The sequence below is a fragment of the Pseudomonas sp. Irchel s3b5 genome (assembly GCF_900187435.1).
GTDB lineage: Bacteria > Pseudomonadota > Gammaproteobacteria > Pseudomonadales > Pseudomonadaceae > Aquipseudomonas.
Window position 1 is genome coordinate 22,447 of sequence record NZ_FYDY01000010.1, and the last position, 23,374, is coordinate 45,820.

Consider the following 23,374-nt stretch of genomic DNA (forward strand, 5'->3'; position numbering starts at 1 on the left):
ATCGCCTCTGCAGTCAGTGTCTTTGGCGCGTTGCATGGGGTGATCAACTGCGCGGGTGTTGCACCAGCCGAACGGATTTTAGGCCGTAATGGCGCACATGGGCTTGAGAGTTTTCGCCGGACTATCGAAATCAATTTGATCGGTAGCTTCAACGTGATTCGCCTTGCTGCTGAGGCTATGGCGGGAGGAGAGCCAAATGAAGAAGGTGAGCGCGGTGTAGTCATAAATACGGCCTCTGTTGCAGCTTTTGACGGTCAGACTGGCCAAGCTGCTTACGCCGCGTCCAAAGGTGGAGTTGCTGCCATGACATTGCCATTGGCACGCGACCTGGCTCGTTCAGGCATCCGTGTTATGTGCATTGCACCCGGAATATTTGAGACCCCGATGATGGCGGGTATGCCTCAGGACGTGCAGGCATCATTGGCCGCCAATGTGCCGTTCCCTCCACGGCTGGGACGGCCTTCCGAGTAAGCAGCGTTGGCAGCGCACATCATCGAAAACTCCATGCTCAATGGTGAGGTGATTCGTTTGGATGGTGCTTTGAGAATGGCCGCGAAATAGATCGAGCTAAAAGTCTTTGATCGGGCACAAGCCCCCCAACATGAAACAGAGGATTCAGTTATGAGCCATACCGACCCTATCGTCATTGTCAGTGCTGTCCGAACTCCGTTAGGAGGCTTTCTTGGGAATTTCAAGGAAGTCACCGCTGCGCAGCTGGGTGCGGTTGCAATTCGTGCCGCCGTGGAACGAGCCAGCCTGCAGCCCAGTGACATTGGCGAGGTCATCATGGGATGCGTGCTACAAGCTGGGCAAGGCCAGGCTCCGGCTCGCCAAGCCGCGCTGTTGGCGAATCTTCCGGAGCAAGTTGTGTGCTCAACAGTCAACAAGATGTGCGGCTCTGGCATGAAAGCGCTGATGTTCGGCCACGACCTTCTCCATGCGGGGAGCGCGGAGGTGGTGATTGCTGGAGGTATGGAAAGCATGTCAAACGCTCCCTACCTGTTGGAGCGAGCTCGCTCAGGCTATCGAATGGGCCACAGCAAGATCATTGATCATATGTTTCTCGATGGGTTGGAGGATGCCTACGAGAAAGGCCGGCTCATGGGCACATACGCCGAAGACTGTGCTCAGAGTTATGGATTTACTCGAGACCAGCAGGATGAGTTTGCGATCAGCTCGCTGACCCGTGCTCAGAAGGCAATCACCGAAGGGCGTTTCCAAGACGAGATTGTCCCTGTGCTGGCTTCGTCTGGCCGTGAGACGGTTTCGATTGAAAGCGATGAACAGCCAGGTAAGGCCCGGATCGACAAAATTCCTACGTTGAAACCTGCGTTTCGCGAAGGCGGGACGGTGACTGCGGCGAACTCCAGTTCTATTTCGGATGGCTCGGCTGCCCTCGTACTGATGCGCTTGTCTGAAGCCGAGCGTAGAGGCCTTACACCGTTGGCCCGGATAGCAGGTCACTCATCCTACGCGCACGCCCCCGGCCTCTTTGCCACCGCTCCGGTCGGTGCGATTAAACGCTTGCTCGAGCGAACCAACTGGTCAATAAAGGATGTTGATCTCTTTGAGATCAATGAGGCCTTTGCCGTAGTTCCCATGGTTGTTATCCGAGACTTGAACGTCGGACATGAGCAATTAAACGTCCACGGCGGGGCATGCGCTTTGGGGCACCCGATTGGCGCGTCAGGTGCGCGCGTGGTTGTTACGTTAGTAAATGCCTTGAGGCAGAACAGGCTTAAGCGTGGCATCGCTTCTGTGTGCATTGGTGGCGGCGAGGCGACCGCGATTGCTATCGAGCTCCTCTCATAGAGTAGCGTTGTCCGACGGTAATAAGGCTCCTGCCGAGCCTCTCATATTTTTTTGCACGAAGAGTCTGCTTGCGAACTACCAGATCTTAATAGTTGAGCAAGTGGACGGGATGGCTTGAACACGCTTCACCGCCCAGAAGCTGAATGCGATCAACACAACGCCAGACCAGAAAGAAGCGATTCAAGCATTTGTGGAGAAGCGCATAGCTAAGTTTTTAGCGGCGGTGTCGCGAGTTTAACGCTACAAAATCGAGGAGATACCGTGGCAGAGAAAGAGCTGTTTTGGGAAGACTTCCCCCTAGGTAGAACTTGGACATCCAAGCAATCTGCTCCTATCACAACGGAACAAATTATCGCCTTTGCTGCCGAGTACGATCCTCTCGATATACATATTGATCCCGACCTTGCCCATTCCAGTCCGCTTGGGGTGCACTGCGCCAGTGGGGTACAAACCTTCGGTTTCTCGCAACGTTTGATGTGTGATGCCTTACTGCTCCAAACAAATGTCGTTGCGGGTGGGAAGATCGATGGTTTTCGGATGGTTGCTCCAGTAGTACCTGGAGATATTCTCAAACTGTCAGCTCAAGTTGTTCGATCACTCATCCATGCAGGAAACCATGAACGAGGGTGGGTTGTGTTCAAAGTCGACGTTGCTACGACGGCGGGAAAAACCGTGCTTGTTTATGAGGTGACGGTATTGATACTGCGCAGGGCCGGTCAGAGTGGGTCTTTACCTGGAGACGTTGATCAGCATTGAGGTTCCTGCGACCCTCTTTTGGCCAGAAATGCACGTATTGCCGAGTGTGACCTCTAGGTCACCAGCGAGGAAACATAGCCACGCTGGTTGCGCTTCGCGAAACGCGCATGCCTGCCGCCCCCAAAAAACGGGCCCTCGAAGGGCCCTTTTGTACTCAAACCAAAATCACTTGGTTAGCCAGAACTCGACGATCGCGGAGGCCAACACTCGCCGAGCATGGACACATAGTGCGTAAAGGCAACTCCACCCTAAAAGCTTTAATCAAAGCGGAATGAGGCGCCGTAAGCAGAATCCGGTAAATGGTTAGCGCCATCGTCCCGTAACCGCGAACGGAAAGTACCGCTCTGTGGCTGGGTGCGGTACAAGCCTCGTTTTTGCAGTTCAGGAATGACCAACTCAACGAAGTCCTCAAGACTACCTGGGCTAATCAGCGGGTTGAGCATGTAGCCGCTGGTGGCGGAGATCCGTGCATGCTCTTCGATGCGATCGGCCACCTGCTGCGGCGTGCCCACCAGAATCAGATCACTGCCCCGGGTGACATTGGCAAAGCGCTGTTTGACATCGCCGGCGGTCAAGGGCTTGCCACTGCCATCGGGACGCATCACATAGGAGGTCATACCTTCGGTGTGAGTCGACAACGCGTCGCCGTCTGCGTAGCGGCTGATGTCGATACCGGTATCGCCGGCATAACTGACCAGTTGCGCCTGCAAGTGGTAATTGCTTTGCAGTTCATCATATTTGCGTTGGGCTTCGATCTCGGTCTTGGCGGTGACGATCCTAAGTACTGTCAGTGATTTCACATCCTCAGCGTGACGACCCCGTGCCCTGGCCTGTGTCCATATATCTTCCAATCCCTGGCGAATTTCCAGCGGGTTGGACTTGGCGATAAAAATCAGTTCGGCGTGCTTCGCCGCAAACTCACGACCACGGCCTGACCAGCCGGCCTGGATCAGCAAGGGTGTGCGTTGCGGTGACGGCGACGTCAAATGCGGCCCGGCCACCCTGTAATGTTCGCCAACATGATCGATCGGTCGCACGCGATCGCCCTTGGCATAGACCAGGCGAGACTTGTCGGCAACCACAGCATCGTTTGCCCAACTGCCTTCCCAAAGTTTGTAAACGACATCGAGAAACTCCTCGGCGCGTTCATAACGATCATCGTGCTTGATCATCTGCTCAAGGCCGAAGTTGCGAGCGGCACTGTTCAGGTAGGAGGTGACGATGTTCCAACCGACCCGGCCATTGGTCAGGTGATCCAGCGTGCTGAAGCGCCGGGCATGGGTGAAAGGATGCTCATAACTGGTGGTAACAGTGACACCGAAGGCCAGGTTTTCCGTCACGGCGGCCAATGCCGGGATGATCATCAACGGATCGTTGGCAGGTGCTTCCACCGCCCACTTCATGGCCGCGTCGGCATTTCCGCCAAACACATCGTAGAAGCCCAGCACATCACCAAAAAACAACATATCGAGATTAGCCTGGTCGGCGACACGTGCCAGGTTAGACCAGTAGCCCAGAGAGTTGATGGACAGTCGCTCATCAGCTGGGTGCGTCCAGAGACTTGGCGCGCCGCCACAGCCAACGCTCGCTTGTTCATACAGCGCAAACAACAGGGGTTTTGGATCGGACATCTTGGTACCTGTACAAATCATTGAATTTGGCGGGTCACCGCTGATTCTTGAAACCTTTGCCGTAGTGGCGTTCAAGACGGTTCTGTATCAACTCCAGTCCAATGGACAGGAGCCAATAGATCACGGCTGCGGTGGTGAGCATTTCGATGTAGCGGTAGGACGAGCGACCGTACGACTGCGCCAGGAACATCACCTCCCAGACGCCCATCACCGATATCAACGATGAGTCCTTGAGCATTGAAATGAACTGACTGGTTGTCGGGGGAATAATCGTGCGCATGGCTTGCGGCAGGACGATGTGCAGGAACATTGCCGCCGGTCTCAGCCCCAAGGCCATCGCCGCTTCGCGCTGTCCAGGTGCCACAGCCATGATGCCGGCACGAAAAATCTCGCTGAGGTAGGCACCATAATTGAGCGAGAGCGCAATGATCCCGGCGCTGATGGCGCCTGGAACAACACCCAACTGCGGCAACCCCAGGTAGATCAGCAGGATCTGGATCAGCAGCGGAGTACCGCGAAAAAAAGACGCATAGAAACTGGCAATACCGAAAGCCACCGCACTGCGAGACAGGCGAGCCAGCGCCGTCACGAAGCCAAGGAGCAACGAAAGCCAGATCGAGCAGAAGCACAAAAACAGCGTCAGCGCGGCGCCTTGCAAAAAACCGTCAGGCCCCAAATGTACGCCGACCAGGTTGGGCAACTTCTGCAGAATGATCGAGAACTTCAGGTCGAAGCTCATGAAAAACATAACGCACAAGCCGAACAGCGCTGCCCAGGTCAAATACAAACGAGTGCGAAAACCAAGTAGCTGGCTTAAACGAGGCTCCTCGGTTTCGGAGGCGACAGCCGCCTTGGCGGGGTGTGGATTGAGGGCTGTCATTGGCTGATATCGGCACCGATCCACTTCTGTGAAATCTTGCTTAATGTGCCGTCGGCCTTGAGCTGGGTGACGACCTCAGTGACTTTGGCATTCCATTGCGGATCGCCCTTTTCAATCGCCACCACGTTAGGTTCTGCATACAGCGTGTCGCCCGCAATTTTAAAGCGAGGATCCTGTGCGATGCGTTCACGAGCAGTGATGAGGTTGGTGACCATGGCATCCAGGCGCACGCCCGTGCCCAAGGCCAGATCCTGGAAGGCCACCGTTTCGTTGTCGTATGGCGCGACCTGGACGCTTTCGAATGGATAGCTCAACGGCTTGTCCTCGGCGCCCTCAATCACCAGATCCTTGTTCAAATAGGCTTCATAGGTCGACGCACTGATCACACCGACTTTTTTACCTGAAAGATCCTTGCCAGTGACAATGCCCTTGTCTTTGGCGTTTATCACGATCACAGCCGGTGACTGGTAATACTCCACCGGGAAGTCGAACACTTCGGCCCGCGCCTTACTCGGGGTCATCGAGCAGACGCAGATGTCATATCGTCCGTTCCAGTGTCCGGCTGCGATGACATCCCAGGACGGTGTTTGTAGCTTCAGCTTCACCCCTAGCCGTTGCGCAACGGCCTTGGCGACATCCACATCAAACCCGTCCAGTTGGTTCTGTTCATTGAGAAAGGAGAATGGCGGATAGCTTTCCATCAGTACGCCGCTCAGCTCCCCGCTGCTGGTTACGCGATCCAGCGTGGCGCCCGCGAAAGCCGTCGAGAATGTAGCCAGTAACGCAAAGCCAAAAGGTAAAAGCGCCGTAGTTTTCAAAGACAAGTGCTCCAATCAATTCAGAAAATCCGAATAGATTAAAACGCACTATAAAATTGCTTTGTACTAGATTTTAGGAATAACAGGCTATGTTCAAGCTATATGGGTCTAGCGATTCAAATGCTAGTCGTTTCATACATCGCGATCTATGTTCTGCCGATTACTATCTACTACGAAGCGTAGGGGATGGCGCGAATTTGCTTGTGGCAAAGATAATCTGAATCAGTAAATCGCGTTATCTAGATTGCTTCGCGCAGCGCGTTGGCAACTAGCGAAAACGCCGGAGAGGGCTGCCGACGGTTAGGGTAGTACAAATAGTATCCAGAAAATGGTGGGCACCAATCTTCCAGCATCCGCACCAGCCGGCCTTCCTGGAGATGAGGTTCAAACTCCTCTTCCGGAAGGTAGGCAATGCCCAGCCCGGCCAGTGCAGCATCCACAATGTGGGTCGACGTGTTGAAAATGAGCTGGCCATCTACTCGTACGTTCAATTGTTTTCCGCGCCGTTCAAAGTCCCATACATAGAGTCCACCCGATGTCTGCATCCGCTGGTTGATACAGATATGGCTCATAAGGTCACGCGGACTTTTGGGAATGGCATGAGCGGCAAAGTATGTTGGGGAGGCAACAGCGGCCATACGTAACGGCGGCCCAATTCGGACTGCGATCATGTCTTTGTCGATGGTGTCACCCAGGCGCACACCCGCATCAAAACGATCCGCTACGATGTCTCTGAATCCGTAATTGACGTCGAATTCGACCTTGATATCCGGGTATTCGTGTAGCAATGCAGTGAGCTTGGGCAGCAACGTTGTCCGCAGAACGTGATCACCGCAGGTAATGCGTACCGTGCCGGCTGGCTTGTCGCGCATTTCCGTTAAGACATCAAGTTCCGCTTCGATTTCATCGAAGCGATGGCCGATCGCTTGCAGCAGTCGCTCCCCCGCTACTGTCGGCGAAACGCTACGCGTGGTGCGCGTCAATAATCTGATTTGCAGACGTGCTTCCAGACCGGTGATGGCCTGACTTATTGCAGACTGCGTAACGCCCAGTACTCCAGCTGCGCGCGTAAAGCTGCCTTCTCGCGCTACTGTCACGAAAGACAGCAAATCGTTGAGATTCCTTCTGGCCATTGTGCAACCGTCTATTTAGTCTATTGATTAGCTGTACTTATAACCATGTTAAGCATTCATTAGCTAGTCGCCCGAGTGTTCATTCGTCACCATTGCCGGCATGAATACGAATGTACCTGAGGCCCCGATGGGCACTATTTCCTCAACAAACGATGTTCCTGCTTGCTGGAGCGGCGTCTTTGCAATGACGCTTTGTGTATTCGCGCTGATCGCTTCGGAGTTCATGCCTGTCAGCCTGCTGACGCCGATGGCCGTTGATCTTCATGTTACAGAAGGGATGGCAGGTCAAGGCATTGCGATCTCCGGGGCATTCGCTGTGCTGACCAGCCTGTCGATCTCTTGGATAGCCGGAACCCTCAACCGCAAGACACTCTTGCTGGCACTTGCTGGGCTGATGGCTGTCTCCGGCGCGATTGTCGGGCTGGCACCCAATTATCTTACGTACATGGTCGGTCGTGCGCTTATCGGTGTGGTCATCGGAGGTTTTTGGTCGATGTCCGCTGCGACGGCCATGCGGCTGGTGTCTGCCACGCAGGTGCCCAAGGCCTTGGCCATCTTCAACGGTGGCAATGCATTGGCTACCGTAATCGCCGCCCCGCTGGGCAGCTATCTGGGCTCGATCATCGGTTGGCGCGGCGCTTTCTTTTGCCTCGTGCCAATAGCGGCGGTTGCGTTCATCTGGCTGTGGATCAGCCTGCCAACCATGAAGGTAGAGCCGCGCACACCGGGAACCGGCAACGTCTTGAAGTTGCTCAGGAACCGTTCCGTTGCGCTCGGCATGGCCGGATGCGGCGCCTTCTTCATGGGGCAGTTCGCCCTGTTTACCTACCTGCGGCCTTTCCTCGAAACGGTGACGCGCGTCGACGTATCCACGCTGTCGCTAGTCCTGCTGGTGATCGGTATAGCGGGCTTTATCGGGACTTTGATCATCGGCCTTTTCATAAGACGCGGTCTATTCCGGACATTGATAGTCATACCGGTGCTGATGGCGTTGATTGCTTTGGCACTGATCCCTTTTGGAACCTCCGTCGTTGTCGTTGGCGCACTGCTTGGATTTTGGGGGTTGCTGGCAACTGCGGCCCCTGTGGGCTGGTGGAGCTGGATCGCACAGGCCTTACCAAAAAATGCCGAGGCCGGAGGTGGCTTGATGGTGGCGGTGATTCAACTGGCCATCGCCCTGGGCTCCACCGTTGGCGGACTGCTGTTCGATAGTCGCGGCTACCAGAGCACTTTCGTCGTGAGCGCAGCCGTGCTGCTGCTTGCCGCATTTGTGACGGTGCTGACATTCCGTTCAACAACACCTCAATCCGCTTGAGCTATGCAACTTTAGGGGAGACGGGTCATGAGGACACTTCGTTGGCTTGGTTTGCTGTCTGCAATGCTCGTGTTGGGTAGTTATGTATCTGTGAATGATGCCGCGTCGGCGTCGTCGATACCGGAGAAATTTCGCATGTGGATGACCATCGGGGAACAACGCTTCGCCATTACCTTGGTCGACAACGCCGCCGCTGGTGCATTTGCCAAGCGACTACCGCTAACGCTCGACATGAGCGATCTGAACCGCAATGAAAAACACTCCAGTCTTCCAGAAAACCTGCCTGCCGATGCGAGCAAACCGGGAACGATCCGCAACGGCGACTTGATGTTGTATGGAGGGGACACCTTGGTCGTCTTCTATTCAACGTTCGACTCGACGTACTCCTACACGCGCCTTGGGCGAGTGGATGACACCGCTGATCTGGCTCAGGCGCTAGGGCGCGGGGATGTGCAAGTGCTGTTCTCTAAAGACTGATGACTCCGCATCAACAAGGATTCCAATGAAAAAGCTCATTGTTCTATTAACGCTTCTTGTCAGTTCACTCTCAGCAGTAGGAGCCGATATGTCCAACGGCGCGGATAATTTTTATACCAGCGAAAAAGTGACCGTGCAGAAGGTTAACTTCAAAAACCAATATCAAATGAATGTGGCAGGGAATCTGTTCATCCCGAAAAACCTAGACGGTAAAACGAAGAGCCCTGCGATTGTTGTTGGCCATCCGATGGGAGCGGTCAAGGAGCAGAGCGCTAACCTCTATGCCACGAAAATGGCAGAGAAAGGCTTCGTGACACTGTCCCTGGATCTTTCATTCTGGGGTGAAAGCGAGGGGCAAACGCGAAACGCAGTTTCGCCGGACATCTATGTCGAGGACTTCAGTGCAGCAATAGACTTTCTCGGTGCACAGCCTTTCATCGACAAAGAGCGGATTGGCGCGATCGGCATCTGTGGCAGCGGCAGCTTCGTCATCAGCGCGGCCAAGATCGACCCGCGCATGAAAGCCATCGCAACAGTCAGCATGTATGACATGGGCGCAGCCAATCGTAATGGGTTGAAGCATTCGCAGACGCTTGAGCAACGGAAGGACATCATCGCGCAAGCAGCGCAGCAGCGTGATGTAGAATTCACTGGCGGTAAAACTCTCTACACCAGCGGTACGGTACATCAGCTAGATGAGAATACTCATCCCATCCAGCGTGAGTTCTACGATTTCTACCGCACACCACGCGGCGAGTACACGCCATCCAGCTCCTCCAAAGAGTTGACGACGCACCCTACACTCACGAGCAACATCAAGTTCATGAACTTCTACCCGTTCAATGATATCGAGACGATTTCTCCGCGTCCGATGTTGTTCATTGCCGGGGCCGATGCACACTCAAGGGAGTTCAGCGAGGAGGCCTACAAGCTCGCCGGACAACCCAAGGAGCTCGTCATCATCCCTGGCGCCGGCCATGTCGACCTATATGATCGCGTCAACCTCATCCCTTTCGACAAGCTGACGAGCTTTTTTCAGAGCAATCTAAAGTAACCCGCTGAATTGGACATTTGTTCCCAATGAGCATGCCCGTCAGGCTTTCCAGGGGAAGCGCGCGCCCATCGGCCCGGGGCCCGATGGTGATAGAAGAATCTCCTCGCTAGCATGCCTAGGAATCAAAGTTCCTTCGATTTTTTAGGCGGAATCACGGTTACTCTAAAATCAAAAGCTAGCCGCGACTGCGTCGCAAAAAACGATCTCCCTCCACCCCTGCGGGTAAAACTACCTTCCGCTCCTCCCTACCACTCACCTCACTATAGATTTCCAGAAGGGCAATGCAGGAGCGAAAGCTGCGACGAAGCAATCGAGTCGAATGGCCCAAAGCCTCTGGAAATCTGAAAAAACCGTGTGAGCGCAGATCCCTGCTTTTTTTTGGTATCAAATATAATAACTCCGTTTCGTTTTTTCATTTTCAAGGGGGGGGCACAAAATATATTTTGTAACAGACCGCCCGGCGCCGCTTTCCTTGCGCTTGAAGATAGGTGGGAAGGAACGTATCTCGAACAGCGTGGCGCAGGTGAGGTTGGAAACAATGTTCGCGGCGCCCTGACGACGATCAACCGGAACGAAGAATTCATCGACATGACACTAGCGGTACTTATGACGCCCGACTGAATAGATTTTCAGCTTGTTCGGCCAGCGGAACGCATCACGCTGTTGAAGCTGGTCAACTTCGAACAAGTAGTCTCCACAACGTTTTCACGCTTTCCGCCCGAAAACGATCCGTCACGCACATCAGCGACCCACCATTAGCTTCGGCAGTAACAGGACATTGAATTACGCAGACATTCGACCAGGGCATCGTAGAACTCTTCCACCTCCTCAACCCCAGAAGCACGAAGTGTAGGCGCCGACGCCGAATTGCCCCACGTGCCGACGCAAGACTGCCCTACCCCAAGTAGGCAGAAATCCAGCATAGGCAATGGTTCGCGAGAAATAAGACTGGGTCAGTGACATCTCGGCCACTGGGTCAATTCGGCGTCGGCGTCAACACCCACCTCACAGCATTGCATGTCACCTCGATGTTTTTGTTATCAGGTAGCACATTTGCCACTTCCTTCCAGCCCTCGTTGCCTGACCTAAATTGTCCAAAGCATTCATCCAAGCTGAGGCGCTTGAGCATTGTCGTGGCCACTGACCACCGACACTATCCGTTCGAGAATCTCCAGCGTGGCTTACACCTGAAGTAAACCGGAGGCCGGCATCGATCTCGCCTTGAGCCTTTTATATGTCAAATAACCGCGTATGCGGTACTGCCAATTTTTGAGGAAACATGATTCGCATCGAAAACTCAGTCTTCCTAGTTACTGGCGCAGGTTCTGGACTAGGTCTGGCTTCAGCGCGAGAGTTGGTGGGCCGGGGTGCAAACGTGGTGCTGGTCGATGTGAACGAAGCCGCTGGTGCAGCCCTTGCTGACGAGCTAGGAAAACGTGCGATTTTCGTGCGAGCAGACATCACCAGTGAAATTGATTGCCGCGCAGCAATTGCCTCTGCAGTCAGTGTCTTTGGCGCGTTGCATGGGGTGATCAACTGCGCGGGTGTTGCACCAGCCGAACGGATTTTAGGCCGTAATGGCGCACATGGGCTTGAGAGTTTTCGCCGGACTATCGAAATCAATTTGATCGGTAGCTTCAACGTGATTCGCCTTGCTGCTGAGGCTATGGCGGGAGGAGAGCCAAATGAAGAAGGTGAGCGCGGTGTAGTCATAAATACGGCCTCTGTTGCAGCTTTTGACGGTCAGACTGGCCAAGCTGTTGGCACCGATGCCGAATTGACCCAGTTGCCGAGATGTCACAGACCCAGTCTGTTCCTCTCGAACCATTGCCTATGCGGGTTTTGTGCAGATTTAGAGGTGGGTCAGTCTTGCTTCAGCTCGTGGGTCAATTCGGCGTCAGCGTCAACAGTCTCGGCACAGCTTTACCGAACCTGTGCGGATACTGGCCCAACTGATAACTGACCAAGTAAAGGCTGGCTCCGATTAAAACCCGGATGGCAAAAGGGCCCCACAGGGCCCTTTGTACTCAACACAACATTACTTGATCAGCCAAGACTCGACAGTTGCGGAGCCGCGTTGAGCTTTCACAACATGAAATACTCCCCACACAAGCGAATTACAACGTATATGAAATACCGACCTGCACGGTTCTCGGCGCCCCTGGATAGGCGTAAACGTTGCCAAATGCCCCTTCCTCATAGTCTTCGTCAGTCAGATTTTTCACATCTAGATTAAGCCTGATTTTGTCGTTGACCTTGTAGTAGCTCAGTAGATCGACAACGGTGTAGCTGCCCATCGAAAACGCCGTGTTGGCCGTCTGCCCCGCACGCTCATCGACGTACTTGAGGCCCGTCCCTAGACCCAATCCCTTGAGTGCGCCATCCTGAAACTCGTAAACGTTGAGCAGGCTGAAGCTGTTTTGTGGGATGTTCATTAGACGAGTGCCGGACTGGATGACGTTATCCTTGGTCACTTCGGCATCGACATAAGCGTAGCCGCCAATCACTCGCCATTGCGGGGTCAGGTTGCCGGCGATGTTCAGGTCGAAACCTCGGCTGCGCACCTCGCCTGCTGCCACGCTGAAGGTCGAGTCCACAGGATCGGTGGTGAGCACATTGCGCTTTTCAATCTGGTAGATCGCCGCCTCGACACTCAACTGATTGTCCAGTGCATCCCACTTGACGCCGAGCTCATACGACTTGCCCTTTTCCGGGTCAAACCCTCCGCCCTGGCGACTGGCACCGGTATTGGGTTTGAACGAGCGAGCCGTATTGGCGTAGAGCGCCACGGTGTCGGTCAGGTTATAGGTCAACCCTACACGCGGTGTCACGGCATTGTCGCTGGCCTCCCAGCTTCTACTGCCTGGCACAAAGGTTTCGTAGTCCTGCTCGAAGCGCTCGAAACGCGCGCCGGCCAATAGTTTCAAACGCTCGGTCAATGCCACCTGATCCTGGACGAAAGCGGCATAGGTCTTGAGGTTTTCTTTGTCGTTGGTCGGAGTTCGAGTCAAAGCTGGCCGAGGTTGACCATACACCGGGTCGAAGATGTCAATCGGATAGGCACTCACCGCGCCACTGGAACGCTGAATGATCGACTTGTAGTCGTAATCCTCGTACTCGACACCGGTCAACAACGTGTGATCGAAACCGCCTGCGGTGAAATGTCCGGTGAGGTTGAGCTGGGTGTCCTTGTCCGTCCACTCCAGCTTGCGGTAATTGAAGTTGCGGCCCAGGGTGCGTCCATCGGACGCGACACCATTGGCCTCAACGGCATTGCCTTTAAGGGTGCCATCGAGCCATTGAAAACCACCGCCCAACGTCCAGTTATCGCTCAGCACATGCTCGAACCGCAGCTGCGCCATGTTGTTGTCGTTGTGCAATTTGCCAACGTCTTTTTCGCCGAAGAAGGTATCGCGGGACGCGGTGCGGATCTGATTCGGATAGCGCGTCACGCCGCGATCGAGCGGGTGATTGTTGCGCATGAAGTCGCCTTCGAAAATCACCTTGGTGTCGTCGTTAACCTGCCAGGCTAGTACCGGCGTTACGCCGTAGCGTTCGGTTTCGACATGATCGCGGAAAGTATCACCGCCCTCACCAACGACGTTCAGGCGATAGGCGAGGCGCCCTTCTTCATCAAGCGGGCCGGAAGCATCCAGGGTGCCTCGTTGCATACCCTGGTCGTCGAGTTGGCTGCCCAGCGTGACCGTAGGTACGGCCAGAGGTTGTTTGGAGATGACATTGAATGTGCCTCCAGGATCGCCTCGGCCATACAGCATGGTCGCTGGCCCTCGCAGCACTTCGAGCCGCTCGATGGTGTTCGCATCCGGCATGTTCGGATAGCCACGGTTGATTGGGAAGCCGTTGCGATAAAACTCGCCTGTGGTAAACCCTCGCACCGTGAACGTGGTCAGGCCTTGACCGCCGAAGTTGTTGGCTCGCCCCACCCCGCCGGCATAATCGAGCGCATCCTGCAATCGAGTGGCACTGATGTCCTCCACGACATCCTTGCTCACCACGCTGATTGACTGCGGCGTTTCATGGATCGACGTATCGGTGCGGGTCGCACTGGCTGAACGGGTTGCGCGATAGCCGTCCACTGGCCCCAGGGCAGTTTCAAAGTCGGATGTGCCGACGATGTCGGTCGCTTGCAACTCCAAACTGGATTTATCGGTTGCCGCTTGCTCCGCCCAGGAGGAAACGGAAATCGCCTGAAGCACACAGATCGAAACCAGAGTACGACGCATCGAGGAAACCTTGAGAAAATAGCCAAATGGAATGGCATACGTGCCAACAAATCGCGGCGCATGGTATACCACATCGCCAGCGTTTGATACGTATTCGCATTTGTATTTGTATTTTCTGAACGTTACCTTCGGTTATTCAAACCGCTGTTCGAGTAATCCTGAAATGCATCGGTTGAAGAAACAGTGGCGCACAAAAAAGGGCCCTCTCGAGCTCTTTTGTACTCAAACCAAGATCACTTGCTCAGCCAGGACTCGACCGTCGCGGAGCCGTGTTCTGCTTTCCATTCCTTCAGCGTCTTGTGGTTGCCGCCCTTGGTTTCTACGACTTCGCCGGAGTGAGGACTTTGGCAGCCTTTTACCGACCAAGCCCTAGGTGAGCTCTTTCGGGTTAAAGTCAGCGCGGCGGAATGATCCGCCGCGCTTTCCGGTTTACGCAGGCTGCCCTACAAGGGCGTTATTCCTGACGGGCTTGATCCTAAACCAGATCGAATACATGGCCGGCAGAAACACCAGAGTCAATACGGTACCCGCCAACGTTCCTCCAATCAGCGTGTAGGCAAGCGTTCCCCAGAACACCGAATGAGTCAGCGGGATAAAGGCCAGAATCGCCGCCAGTGCGGTCAGGATCACCGGCCTAGCACGCTGCAGGGTCGCTTCGACTACTGCATGAAACGGTTCCAGTCCCGCCCGCTCGTTCTGATGAATCTGCCCAATCAGAATTAGCGTATTGCGCATTAGGATGCCCGACAGTGCAATCAGGCCTACCAGCGCATTGATGCCAAATGGCTGCTGAAAAAGAATCAGCGTAGGCACTACACCGATCAACCCCAGCGGACTGGTCAGGAAAACCATGACCATTGCAGATATCGAGCGCACCTGCAAAACAAGGATGATCAGGGTAAGCGCCAACATAATTGGAAACAGCGGCAACATCGCTACGGTCGCCTTGCCAGATTCCTCAATAGACCCCGCTTGCTCGATGCGATAGCCCTTCGCCAATTTCTCCATGACAGGCTGCAACTGCTGGGAGATCGCTGTTGATACGTCTGGCGGCTGCAGACCCTCAGCGATATCGCCACGCACAGTGATCGTTGGCACCCGGTCGCGCCGACGCATAATCGGCTCTTCCATACGGACATCAACCTCGCCGAGTTGCGACAGCGGGATGCGTTGCCCGTTTGCACCAGCCAGCGTGAAGTTCATGACCATTGCCGGATCGAAGCGATTGCCTCCTGCTGAGCGGGCCACCACTTGCACAGTGCGGATGTCCTCTCGCACGGCGGTCACCGGCACGCCGCTCAACAGAAACTGCAATTGTTGCCCTACCGCACTGGAGGTGAGTCCAAAGGCTTGCAAGCGATCCTGCTGCAAGGTGAAGTGCAGAGCAAGTGTGCGTGCGCCCCAGTCGCTATTGACTGTGCGCATCATCGGGTTGGCAACCATGACTTGCTGCACCTCAGCTGCAATCTCGCGCAACTTAGTCGGATCTGGCCCGGTAATCCGGTATGCAACCGGGAATGGCGAATAAGGGCCAAATACAAGTTGCGTGACTCGCACCCGCGCCTGTGGAGCCAAGCCCTCGGAAATCGCCTCCCGCAACCGATGTTTCAACACCTCACGCTCTTGCTCGTTGTCAGTACGAATCACGATCTTGGCGAATGACGGGTCAGGCAATTCCGGCCCCATTGCCATGTAGAAGCGTGGCGCGCCCTGACCAATGTAGGCTGTAACGATCCTGGCTTCTTTCTGCTCTGCCAGCCAAGCTTCCACTTCTGCAGTGGCGACGCTGGTTTGGGCAATGGAGGAGCCGTAGGGCATCTGAATTTCTACCAACACCTCAGGGCGGTCGGAGATCGGGAAAAACTGCTTCTTGACCAACCCCATGCCGAGTATGGCCACCACAAAAAGACTGATTACAGCACCAGCGACAAGCCACTTGTGCACGATGACTTGCAGCAGCAAACGGCGAAAGCGGTTGTATCGCGGCGTATCGTAAAGTGCTTTGTGAGCACCTGCGATCAGTTTGATTTCGGGTAGCAACTTAACGCCGAAGTAGGGTGTAAACACCACAGCAACCAGCCACGAGGCTATTAAAGCGACACCAACGATCCAAAACATATTGCTGGTGTATTCGCCTGCCGTAGAGCGGGCGAAACCATTGGGCATAAAACCGACAGCAGTGACCAGCGTGCCGGATAACATCGGGGCGGCAGTATGGCTCCAAGCGTAAGCAGAAGCGGCGATGCGGCTGTAGCCCTCCTCCATTTTCACAACCATCATTTCGATGGCGATGATGGCATCATCCACCAGCAGGCCCAGCGCCAAAATGAGCGAGCCCAGGGTGATACGGTCAAAATTTTTACCCGTCGCCGCCATCACCACGAAGACGATCGCCAAAGTCAGCGGCACGGCCGCTGCGACCACCACGCCGACGCGCCAGCCCATGCTAAGAAAGCTCACTAGCATCACTACCAACAAAGCGACGAAGAACTTGATCATGAATTCATCAACCGCTGAGCTGATGTTGATTGCTTGATCTGTCACTTTGGTCAGGCTCATCCCCAGCGGCATCTCTGCGTTGATCCCCTCTACCTCGGTGTCCAGTGCCTTCCCCAGATCCAGGCCGTTCCAACCATCGCGCATGACAATGCCCAGCAACAGCGCGGGTTCACCACCATTGCGGATTATGAAGGTTGCCGGGTCTTCATAGCCGCGCTTGACGGTGGCGATGTCCGACAACTTCAGCGTAAGGCCTTGCGCGATGATAGGGGTGTCACGGATTTTCGACATTTCATCAAACGCACCATCCAGACGAGTGAACACTTGCGGCCCCTGGGTTTCCACGGAGCCGGCCGGTGTCAGAACATTCTGGCCGTTCAGCGCGGCGAACACTTCCTGCGGGCCGATGCCCAGCGTTGCCAAACGCTCATGCGAAAACTCCACATAAATGCGCTCGGCTTGCTCACCGATAATGTTTACCTTCTTCACCCCCGCCACATGCAGCAAACGCTGACGCAGTTTCTCGGCGTCACGTACCAGCAAACGCTGTTGCTCCCCTCTGGCCTTGAGCGCGAACAGAGCAAACGTGACATCCGAGTATTCGTCGTTAACCATTGGCCCGATCACACCGGCCGGTAGCTCCTTCGATTCGTCGCTGACCTTCTTGCGCGCCTGGTAGAACTCTTCGGGCACCTGCGATGGTGGCGTGCTGTCGAGCAGCGTCAGGGTCGTAAAGGCGAGGCCGGGGCGCGTGTAGGTTTCGCTACGGTCGTACCAGCGCAGCTCCTGGAGGCGCTTTTCGATTTTCTCCGCCACCTGATCCTGCATTTCCAGAGCAGTTGCCCCGGGCCAGGCTGTGACGATAGTCATCACCTTCACCGTGAACGCCGGGTCTTCCGCCCTCCCCAGCTTGAAGAATGCTACAAGCCCGGCTAGAGAGATCAAGCACACCAAGAACAGTGTGACGGAACGCTCGCGTACCGCGAGTGCCGACAGGTTGAAGCGACGCTCACTCATCGACGAACCCCTTCGATAGTCGCGACGTTGCTTTGCCCCGTTACCCGAACTTGCTGGCCTTCCCGTAGCAGGTGGGCGCCGAGCGCGACGATCTGCTGACCTGGCTTTAACTCACCGGAGATTCGCGCGAGTTCATCATTAAGTTGTTGAACCACAACTGGCTGCCAGTGAACTTGCGTCGGATCCCCCCTTATGAGCCATACTCCCGGGCCGTCGCCGGAGTCGTACAGAGCGCTTATTGGTACCTGCACACCTCCTGTCTGGGGGGAAGAAAATTCATCTGAAATTTGCAATGTGATGGTGGTACCCAGAGGAGCAATTGCCTGCTCGCCGTCCAGCACGTAGCGCGCTGCAAACGTTCTAGTCAGGCTGTCTGCAACATCCGATAACTGCCGCAACTTCGCAGCCACACTGGGGCCTTCTTTGCCATATAGCGAGGCCTGTGCAATAGAACCGATTGTAGGTCGCAGGGTTTCCGGTAATTGGATCAGCGCTTCTCGCGGCCCAGCATGCGCTATGCGTACCACCACCTGTCCAGCATTCACCACCTGACCTGGTTCGACCAGCGTGTCCATGACGATGCCATCCGCGTCCGCACGCAATTCTGCATATTGGATGGTGTTAAAGGCCACTTGCGCCTGAGCCTGAGCAGCGCTGAGCTGAGCCCCGGAAGAATCCGCCGCAGCCTTGAATTGGTCGTAGGTCGAGGCTGATATCGCGCCCGTTCCACGCAGCACGCGGTAACGTGCTTCGTCCTGAACTGTTTGTCGCGTTCGCGCTTGCGCAGCTGCAACGGCCTCGCGTTGCGCATGTGCGGCCAGTTTCAAATCGACTGGGTCGATGCGCATGAGGGTTTGGCCCCGCTTCACGGTTTGCCCCGTATCAACCAGGCGTTCCAGCACTTTGCCGGAGACTCGAAAGCCTAGGTCACTTTGAACACGAGCCGCTACGATGCCGGTGAAAGAGCGTGGCGTTGGTGTTGCTGCTTGAGCGATCGCTACACGCACCGACGGCGATTGGGTGCGTGGATCGTTTTGCGCTGTTTCGCCGCAAGCGACCAACGCAAGTGGACACAGGCAAATGACAATAGGCAATACAAAGCGGCGCAGGCGCATGAGAGTCCCATACAAAAAGGATCGGGACGCCCACCTTGTATCTAGTGACCGATTTAGTCAATAGTCACTACCGCATTATAATTACGTCGAAAGGCTGCGCAGCACCAGACTGGACAATTTTCCAGGTGCCTCATCGATGTAATCGAAGCCGTGCTGCAGGAGCAGCGGGTTAAGGTATGGCCGAATGACCAGATAAATCGACATGACGGTTTCATCCAGAGGTGTCTTGCGCTCGAAGTCTCCGCTTTGGCGACCTTCCTGCAGAACGTTTTGAAGCAATTCGCGGATGCGCTCCTCGTATTCGATCGTCGCCCCCCAGCGCTCGGACGCTGCTGAAGTGGCAATCTCGTAGAGCTTGCGATCCTGTGAGAAAAGGCGAAGGCTCGCCTCGACTATCGCCTTGAACAGCCGCCGTAGCTTCTCCGGCGGGTGATTGGCTTCGTTGACCGCGGCCCTCACCTCGGCCTCGATTTGGCTCAGGCAATTGGCACAAATCATCTCGCCAATCGCCTGCTTGGATTCGAAAAACTTGTAGATGTAGGCCTTGGAGAAACCGATTGATCGAGCGAGATCGGAGACGGTCGTCTTCTCGTAACCATAATGACTGAAGTGCTCGGTGGCAGCGGCGACAATCTGAGTGCGAACATCATGGTCGGCCGGGCCGCGAGCGGGTGCTGAATTAGTGACTGTTTGACTCATGATTTACCGCCCGCCGTCTGCCTTAGAAGTGGGCAATTAGTGACTGATTTTCTTTTTGGTTACAAGCAGAATGACCATATCTTTTGCTTTTTTGGGGGGCGCTCATTCAGGATGAGAGCAGAAATTTAGGCGTCCACAAAAAAGGGCCCGCTGGGCCCTTTTGTACTCAAACCAAAATCACGTGGTCAGCCACGACCCAACAGCGCCGAAACCGTGCCCGACTGTTTCAGAGCTTTGCTACGCTGTCCTCTTCCACGGAGGAATCACAATGTCGAACTCAGTCCTACTCCCTTCCCTACTCTTCAAGATCAATCAAAACCAGCTAGCCCTCGAAGCCGCGATCATGGAGCTGACACTCTGGGTCGAGCCGCGCGGGTCAGCGGAGGTCGCCGGCAACGATCGTGGTGCTTTGGACACAATCAGCAAGAACAAAGGGTGCTGAGCAGCAATCCGCCTGTGCAGTGACAGCACAGAACAAGGCAATTACAATTTGATTAACATCCAGCGACTTGAGCGATTAAATACCCCATGGAAAGCAAGACTGCGCGCCTCACCGTGCTCATTGACCCCATCAAGAAAAAAGCTTTCGAGGAACTCTGTGCAGCACAAGACCTGACGTCTTCGCAGGTAGTCCGCCAGTTGATTCGTGACTACCTGGATACTCACGGCGCCAGCTATTCGACCAAGAGCAAGCATGCCGCCAGTACCAAGTCATAACCCAACACTGGCAGTTGTTCTCTAGAGCGTCGACGTACCCTCAACGTGACTGACAGCTTTAGCCAGCGCGGTATTGAAGTCGGCGTGATAGTGCTCCGGGCTGATTTCTTGCAGGATACCCACCCTATCGAGCTTGTTGAGCACCTTCGTGTTCGCTTCGCAGAGTTTCACCACGATATTGCGCTGGTGTAGCTGCTGAATGACCTCCTCCAACACTTGCAAGCCCGTGATATCCATAAACGGTACGCGCTTCAGACGGATAATCAGCAGACGTGGGTCTGTGTGGGTCTGTGCTAACACACGCTCGAAGGTCTCAGCTGCACCAAAGAACAGTGGCCCTTCTATCGTATAAATCAGTATCCCTGGCGGCAAGCGAACATGGCCGTTGGCTCTTAACTCTTCTTCAAGTTCGTGCTCGACTATCTGCTGCACCTCGACAGATGAGGCCATGCGGCGCATGAACTGCAGCATCGCCAGAATGACGCCGATATTCACGGCGATCACCAAGTCACTGAACACGGTGAGGCTGAAGGTGATGAGCAGGATAGACACGTCTGCGCGTGGGGCTCGCTGGAGCATGCGCTTGAAGTGTTTTAACTCGCTCATGTTGTAGGCGACCACGAAAAGAATGGCGGCCAGGGCACACAGTGGGATGTTTGAGGCTAGAGGTGCCAGAAACAGAATAATCAGCAACAAGGTGACCGCATGCGTAATGCCGGCCAACGGGCTTGTGCCTCCGTTGCGGATATTGGTTGCAGTACGGGCAATGGCTCCGGTAGCGGCGAAACCACCAAACAATGGCGTGACCAGATTAGCCACCCCCTGCCCGATCAGCTCTTGATTGGAATCATGCTTAGTGCCCGCCATACCATCGGCCACCATTGCCGACAGCAGCGATTCGATTGCTCCAAGCATGGCGATAGTGAACGCTGGGCCAATCAAATCGATGACGCGAGACAGCGTGATGTCAGGCAGGCTAAACGCTGGAAGACCTTGAGGAATGCCACCAAATGCGCTGCCAATCGTGGCTACCCCTTGGAAATGAAAAGCTGACTGTATTGCCGTAGCAACCGCCATTGCGACTAGCGGGCCAGGCACCCGTTTGAGACCGGGGATTTTGGAGGTGGTGATTACCAGGAAAAGACTGAGTGCAGCCAGCAGGCTTGTGGCTATATGAAGATCAGGGAAGGCCTGGAACAAATGCCAGAACTTTACATGGAAGTGTTCTCCACTGATCGTCGGTAAACCGAAAAAATCCTTCCACTGTCCAACCCAGATGATCACGCCGATTCCTGCGGTGAATCCGGCGATCACCGGATCGGGGATAAACTTAATGATTGCCCCAAGCCGGGCAAAACCCAGCAAGAACAACATGGCGCCCGCCATCATCGTAGCGATTTGAAGACCGTCAACGCCATGCTTGGCCGTGACTCCCGCCAGAATCACAATGAACGCACCTGTCGGGCCGGCAATCTGCAAGCGGCTTCCGCCAAAGAGTGAAACCAGCAGGCCGCCGATGATTGCGGTGTAGATGCCTTGCTCAGGCTTGACGCCAGATGCAATGGCAAAAGCCATTGCCAAGGGGAGCGCCACGACCCCGACTATCACGCCAGACACCATATTGCTGAGCCAGTGCTTTCGACCCAACAGTCCCGCCTTCCATGCCTCACCTATCGCAATCATGGCTCGCTCCTCAATGAGTGTATGTGCATAGTATTAACATGCAGTTATAATTGAAAAGCCTTTGAACCACAGCGTCGTGCGGCTGGAGACGTTTAAAGTGAAAGCTCAGATGGAACTGGCGGGCATACACTGAAAATAGATAATTTTGAGAGCGCGCGTAGCGTGGTGACAATATGAATCGTAAAACTGTGAAAACCAAACATGCCGAAGGCGTGACCTTCGACTCCCATGTGATCGCGAACCCGACCAACCCCAAGGAGTGGATTGTGTTCTTCAAGAAGGACGCGGGCAGGAGTTTCTTCTTGGTTGATGACAACGAGGAGGTCGAGTCTTTCGGGCATCTGGATGACTTGATTGCCGAGCTTCGAGACCTAGGCCTCAAAACCGCTGAAATCCACTTTTAACCCTTGGCTCACACCTAGGAGACATGATCATGTCAGTGAAGGTCGAGTATGTTGGCGCCAACGTCGAATTGAGCCAATTGCCGAGATGTCACTGACCCAGTCTGCTCCTCTCGAACCAATTGCCTACGCGAGATTTTTACAGATTTATAGGTGGGGCAATCTTGCTTCACCACGTGGGGATGCGGCGGAAATCTTGGACTACCTGGAGGCAGCACACATCCGCCCTTATCGCGAAGTATTCCTCGCCTGGCCATAGCGATCCCTGACCGCCTCATCGCCGGGCAGGACTTACTCAGCATAAAAGGTCACTGTATCGGAGTTTATTGTGGAATCTGTGTCTGACTGTCGGCCCCTTCGGCCGCTAGCATTGATGCTCTCGCGGCGAAAAACGTGATGAAATCTTCAACCAGACGCTGATACCGATCAGCGCTAAGAGGGATCGAAATGTTCGACAGTTCCGCGGTGCTCACTGTTTTCTGGGTTTATCTGGCAGGCGTAGTGGTTCCGGGGCCGAATTTCGTCGCCGTTGTTCACAAGGCAGTAGCCGCGACACGTGCCGAGGCGCTGGCCTTAGTCGCCGGTATAGTGACCGTGAACCTGCTATGGTCTGGCTGTGCGATCACAGGCCTAGGCCTTGTATTTGCAGCCTTCCCATGGGCGGTACTGGTTGTGAAGATAATGGGTGCGGCGTACCTGATGTGGTTTGGCACACGCCTGATCATTAAAGCAGGCAAGCATCCCGCCTTACGGCCTTGCGAGGGCCCGGCTGGCAGCGTCCGGAAATCTTTCTTTCAGGGTGTCATCACCAACATCGGCAATCCTAAATCCATAGCCTTCTACGCCGCCGTCTTTTCAGCAGCAGCCCCCACCCACTCCTCGGTCAGCACCTTCGTCTCAATGCTGGCGGTTGTGTTGGTCGTTTCGCTGACCTGGTATGGACTGGTTGCGGTGGCTTTGTCGCAACCAACGATTTCCTCGGAGTATCAGAAGGCTCGGAAAGTGATTGATCGCCTGTGCGGTAGTCTGATTCTGGGCCTGGGAGCACGACAGCTGACCTGAGTATTGAATCGACCGCGAGACGTGGGGTGACTCCGCTATCGGCCAAAAACAGCCCGTCAGG

Annotated in this window: 18 protein-coding genes and 2 pseudogenes; 10 read left to right on the plus strand and 10 right to left on the minus strand. The window is 55.0% G+C overall.

Annotated features, from left to right (window positions below; translation table 11 throughout):
• The 3 genes and pseudogenes from CKW15_RS13440 to CKW15_RS13450 all read left to right on the plus strand — a co-directional run.
• A pseudogene (locus CKW15_RS13440) lies at nt 1–561 on the plus strand (SDR family oxidoreductase); the annotation flags it as partial.
• Nucleotides 562–621: 60 nt separating this feature from the next.
• A complete protein-coding gene (locus CKW15_RS13445) occupies nt 622–1,812 on the plus strand; it encodes an acetyl-CoA C-acyltransferase (protein ID WP_095152191.1) in 1,191 nt (396 codons plus the stop codon).
• 261 nt (nt 1,813–2,073) lie between these two features.
• A complete protein-coding gene (locus CKW15_RS13450; protein WP_095152192.1) occupies nt 2,074–2,568 on the plus strand; it encodes a MaoC/PaaZ C-terminal domain-containing protein in 495 nt (164 codons plus the stop codon).
• 257 nt (nt 2,569–2,825) lie between these two features.
• Here CKW15_RS13450 and CKW15_RS13455 read toward each other — a convergent pair whose 3' ends face one another.
• The 4 genes from CKW15_RS13455 to CKW15_RS13470 all read right to left on the minus strand — a co-directional run bounded on the left by CKW15_RS13455 (nt 2,826) and on the right by CKW15_RS13470 (nt 7,030).
• Nucleotides 2,826–4,199, minus strand: a complete 1,374-nt coding sequence (locus tag CKW15_RS13455; RefSeq protein WP_095152193.1) for an LLM class flavin-dependent oxidoreductase — start codon at nt 4,197–4,199, stop codon at nt 2,826–2,828.
• A gap of 34 nt (nt 4,200–4,233) precedes the next feature.
• Nucleotides 4,234–5,079 (minus strand): amino acid ABC transporter permease, encoded by an 846-nt coding sequence (locus CKW15_RS13460; RefSeq protein ID WP_095056218.1) that lies wholly within the window; start codon nt 5,077–5,079, stop codon nt 4,234–4,236.
• A complete protein-coding gene (locus tag CKW15_RS13465) occupies nt 5,076–5,780 on the minus strand; it encodes a transporter substrate-binding domain-containing protein (RefSeq protein WP_256580285.1) in 705 nt (234 codons plus the stop codon). The genes CKW15_RS13460 and CKW15_RS13465 overlap by 4 nt, the downstream gene beginning before the upstream one ends.
• 356 nt (nt 5,781–6,136) lie before the next feature.
• Entirely contained in the window at nt 6,137–7,030 is an 894-nt protein-coding gene (locus tag CKW15_RS13470) for a LysR family transcriptional regulator (protein ID WP_095056220.1), read from the minus strand.
• A gap of 127 nt (nt 7,031–7,157) precedes the next feature.
• On the opposite strand from CKW15_RS13470, the gene CKW15_RS13475 reads away from it, so the two are divergent.
• From CKW15_RS13475 to CKW15_RS13495, 4 genes are all read left to right on the plus strand, one after another.
• On the plus strand, nt 7,158–8,345 hold the full coding sequence (locus tag CKW15_RS13475; protein ID WP_095152194.1) for an MFS transporter: 1,188 nt from the start codon (nt 7,158–7,160) through the stop codon (nt 8,343–8,345).
• A gap of 27 nt (nt 8,346–8,372) precedes the next feature.
• Nucleotides 8,373–8,822 (plus strand): cyclophilin-like fold protein, encoded by a 450-nt coding sequence (locus CKW15_RS13480; RefSeq protein ID WP_095152195.1) that lies wholly within the window; start codon nt 8,373–8,375, stop codon nt 8,820–8,822.
• 25 nt (nt 8,823–8,847) lie between these two features.
• On the plus strand, nt 8,848–9,876 hold the full coding sequence (locus CKW15_RS13485; protein ID WP_095152196.1) for an alpha/beta hydrolase: 1,029 nt from the start codon (nt 8,848–8,850) through the stop codon (nt 9,874–9,876).
• 1,282 nt (nt 9,877–11,158) lie between these two features.
• Complete coding sequence (locus CKW15_RS13495; RefSeq protein WP_095152249.1) at nt 11,159–11,839, plus strand: SDR family NAD(P)-dependent oxidoreductase; 681 nt, start codon at nt 11,159–11,161, stop codon at nt 11,837–11,839.
• 154 nt (nt 11,840–11,993) lie between these two features.
• On the opposite strand, the gene CKW15_RS13500 is transcribed toward CKW15_RS13495, so the two are convergent.
• The 5 genes and pseudogenes from CKW15_RS13500 to CKW15_RS13520 all read right to left on the minus strand — a co-directional run bounded on the left by CKW15_RS13500 (nt 11,994) and on the right by CKW15_RS13520 (nt 19,450).
• A complete protein-coding gene (locus CKW15_RS13500) occupies nt 11,994–14,120 on the minus strand; it encodes a TonB-dependent siderophore receptor (RefSeq protein WP_095056226.1) in 2,127 nt (708 codons plus the stop codon).
• Nucleotides 14,121–14,353: 233 nt separating this feature from the next.
• A pseudogene (locus CKW15_RS28745) lies at nt 14,354–14,461 on the minus strand (transcriptional regulator); the annotation flags it as partial.
• Nucleotides 14,462–14,549: 88 nt separating this feature from the next.
• Nucleotides 14,550–17,636 carry an efflux RND transporter permease subunit gene (locus CKW15_RS13510; protein WP_095152198.1) on the minus strand — a complete coding sequence of 1,029 codons (3,087 nt, stop codon included), beginning with the start codon at nt 17,634–17,636 and terminating at the stop codon, nt 14,550–14,552.
• A complete protein-coding gene (locus CKW15_RS13515; RefSeq protein ID WP_095152199.1) occupies nt 17,633–18,751 on the minus strand; it encodes an efflux RND transporter periplasmic adaptor subunit in 1,119 nt (372 codons plus the stop codon). The genes CKW15_RS13510 and CKW15_RS13515 overlap by 4 nt, the downstream gene beginning before the upstream one ends.
• 81 nt (nt 18,752–18,832) lie before the next feature.
• Entirely contained in the window at nt 18,833–19,450 is a 618-nt protein-coding gene (locus tag CKW15_RS13520) for a TetR/AcrR family transcriptional regulator (protein ID WP_095152200.1), read from the minus strand.
• A gap of 528 nt (nt 19,451–19,978) precedes the next feature.
• Here CKW15_RS13520 and CKW15_RS13525 point away from each other — a divergent pair.
• Complete coding sequence (locus tag CKW15_RS13525) at nt 19,979–20,167, plus strand: ribbon-helix-helix protein, CopG family (protein ID WP_095056214.1); 189 nt, start codon at nt 19,979–19,981, stop codon at nt 20,165–20,167.
• Between the two features lie 21 nt (nt 20,168–20,188).
• Here the strand turns inward: CKW15_RS13525 and CKW15_RS13530 are convergent, their stop codons facing one another.
• Nucleotides 20,189–21,850 carry a SulP family inorganic anion transporter gene (locus CKW15_RS13530; RefSeq protein ID WP_095152201.1) on the minus strand — a complete coding sequence of 554 codons (1,662 nt, stop codon included), beginning with the start codon at nt 21,848–21,850 and terminating at the stop codon, nt 20,189–20,191.
• 173 nt (nt 21,851–22,023) lie between these two features.
• On the opposite strand from CKW15_RS13530, the gene CKW15_RS13535 reads away from it, so the two are divergent.
• Both CKW15_RS13535 and CKW15_RS13540 read left to right on the plus strand, forming a co-directional pair.
• Complete coding sequence (locus tag CKW15_RS13535) at nt 22,024–22,254, plus strand: hypothetical protein (protein ID WP_095056216.1); 231 nt, start codon at nt 22,024–22,026, stop codon at nt 22,252–22,254.
• A gap of 444 nt (nt 22,255–22,698) precedes the next feature.
• Nucleotides 22,699–23,313 carry a LysE family translocator gene (locus CKW15_RS13540; protein WP_095152202.1) on the plus strand — a complete coding sequence of 205 codons (615 nt, stop codon included), beginning with the start codon at nt 22,699–22,701 and terminating at the stop codon, nt 23,311–23,313.
• The last annotated feature ends 61 nt before the right edge of the window (nt 23,314–23,374 follow it).

Excerpts from the sequence above, each read along its gene's own strand:
- CKW15_RS13445 (WP_095152191.1), top strand. The coding sequence starts at position 622 with ATGAGCCATACCGACCCTATCGTCATTGTCAGTGCTGTCCGAACTCCG.
- CKW15_RS13455 (WP_095152193.1), bottom strand. The coding sequence starts at position 4,199 with ATGTCCGATCCAAAACCCCTGTTGTTTGCGCTGTATGAACAAGCGAGC.
- CKW15_RS13460 (WP_095056218.1), bottom strand. The coding sequence starts at position 5,079 with ATGACAGCCCTCAATCCACACCCCGCCAAGGCGGCTGTCGCCTCCGAA.
- CKW15_RS13465 (WP_256580285.1), bottom strand. The coding sequence starts at position 5,780 with ATGGAAAGCTATCCGCCATTCTCCTTTCTCAATGAACAGAACCAACTG.
- CKW15_RS13470 (WP_095056220.1), bottom strand. The coding sequence starts at position 7,030 with ATGGCCAGAAGGAATCTCAACGATTTGCTGTCTTTCGTGACAGTAGCG.
- CKW15_RS13475 (WP_095152194.1), top strand. The coding sequence starts at position 7,158 with ATGGGCACTATTTCCTCAACAAACGATGTTCCTGCTTGCTGGAGCGGC.
- CKW15_RS13480 (WP_095152195.1), top strand. The coding sequence starts at position 8,373 with ATGAGGACACTTCGTTGGCTTGGTTTGCTGTCTGCAATGCTCGTGTTG.
- CKW15_RS13485 (WP_095152196.1), top strand. The coding sequence starts at position 8,848 with ATGAAAAAGCTCATTGTTCTATTAACGCTTCTTGTCAGTTCACTCTCA.
- CKW15_RS13500 (WP_095056226.1), bottom strand. The coding sequence starts at position 14,120 with ATGCGTCGTACTCTGGTTTCGATCTGTGTGCTTCAGGCGATTTCCGTT.
- CKW15_RS13510 (WP_095152198.1), bottom strand. The coding sequence starts at position 17,636 with ATGAGTGAGCGTCGCTTCAACCTGTCGGCACTCGCGGTACGCGAGCGT.
- CKW15_RS13515 (WP_095152199.1), bottom strand. The coding sequence starts at position 18,751 with ATGCGCCTGCGCCGCTTTGTATTGCCTATTGTCATTTGCCTGTGTCCA.
- CKW15_RS13520 (WP_095152200.1), bottom strand. The coding sequence starts at position 19,450 with ATGAGTCAAACAGTCACTAATTCAGCACCCGCTCGCGGCCCGGCCGAC.
- CKW15_RS13525 (WP_095056214.1), top strand. The coding sequence starts at position 19,979 with ATGGAAAGCAAGACTGCGCGCCTCACCGTGCTCATTGACCCCATCAAG.
- CKW15_RS13530 (WP_095152201.1), bottom strand. The coding sequence starts at position 21,850 with ATGATTGCGATAGGTGAGGCATGGAAGGCGGGACTGTTGGGTCGAAAG.
- CKW15_RS13535 (WP_095056216.1), top strand. The coding sequence starts at position 22,024 with ATGAATCGTAAAACTGTGAAAACCAAACATGCCGAAGGCGTGACCTTC.
- CKW15_RS13540 (WP_095152202.1), top strand. The coding sequence starts at position 22,699 with ATGTTCGACAGTTCCGCGGTGCTCACTGTTTTCTGGGTTTATCTGGCA.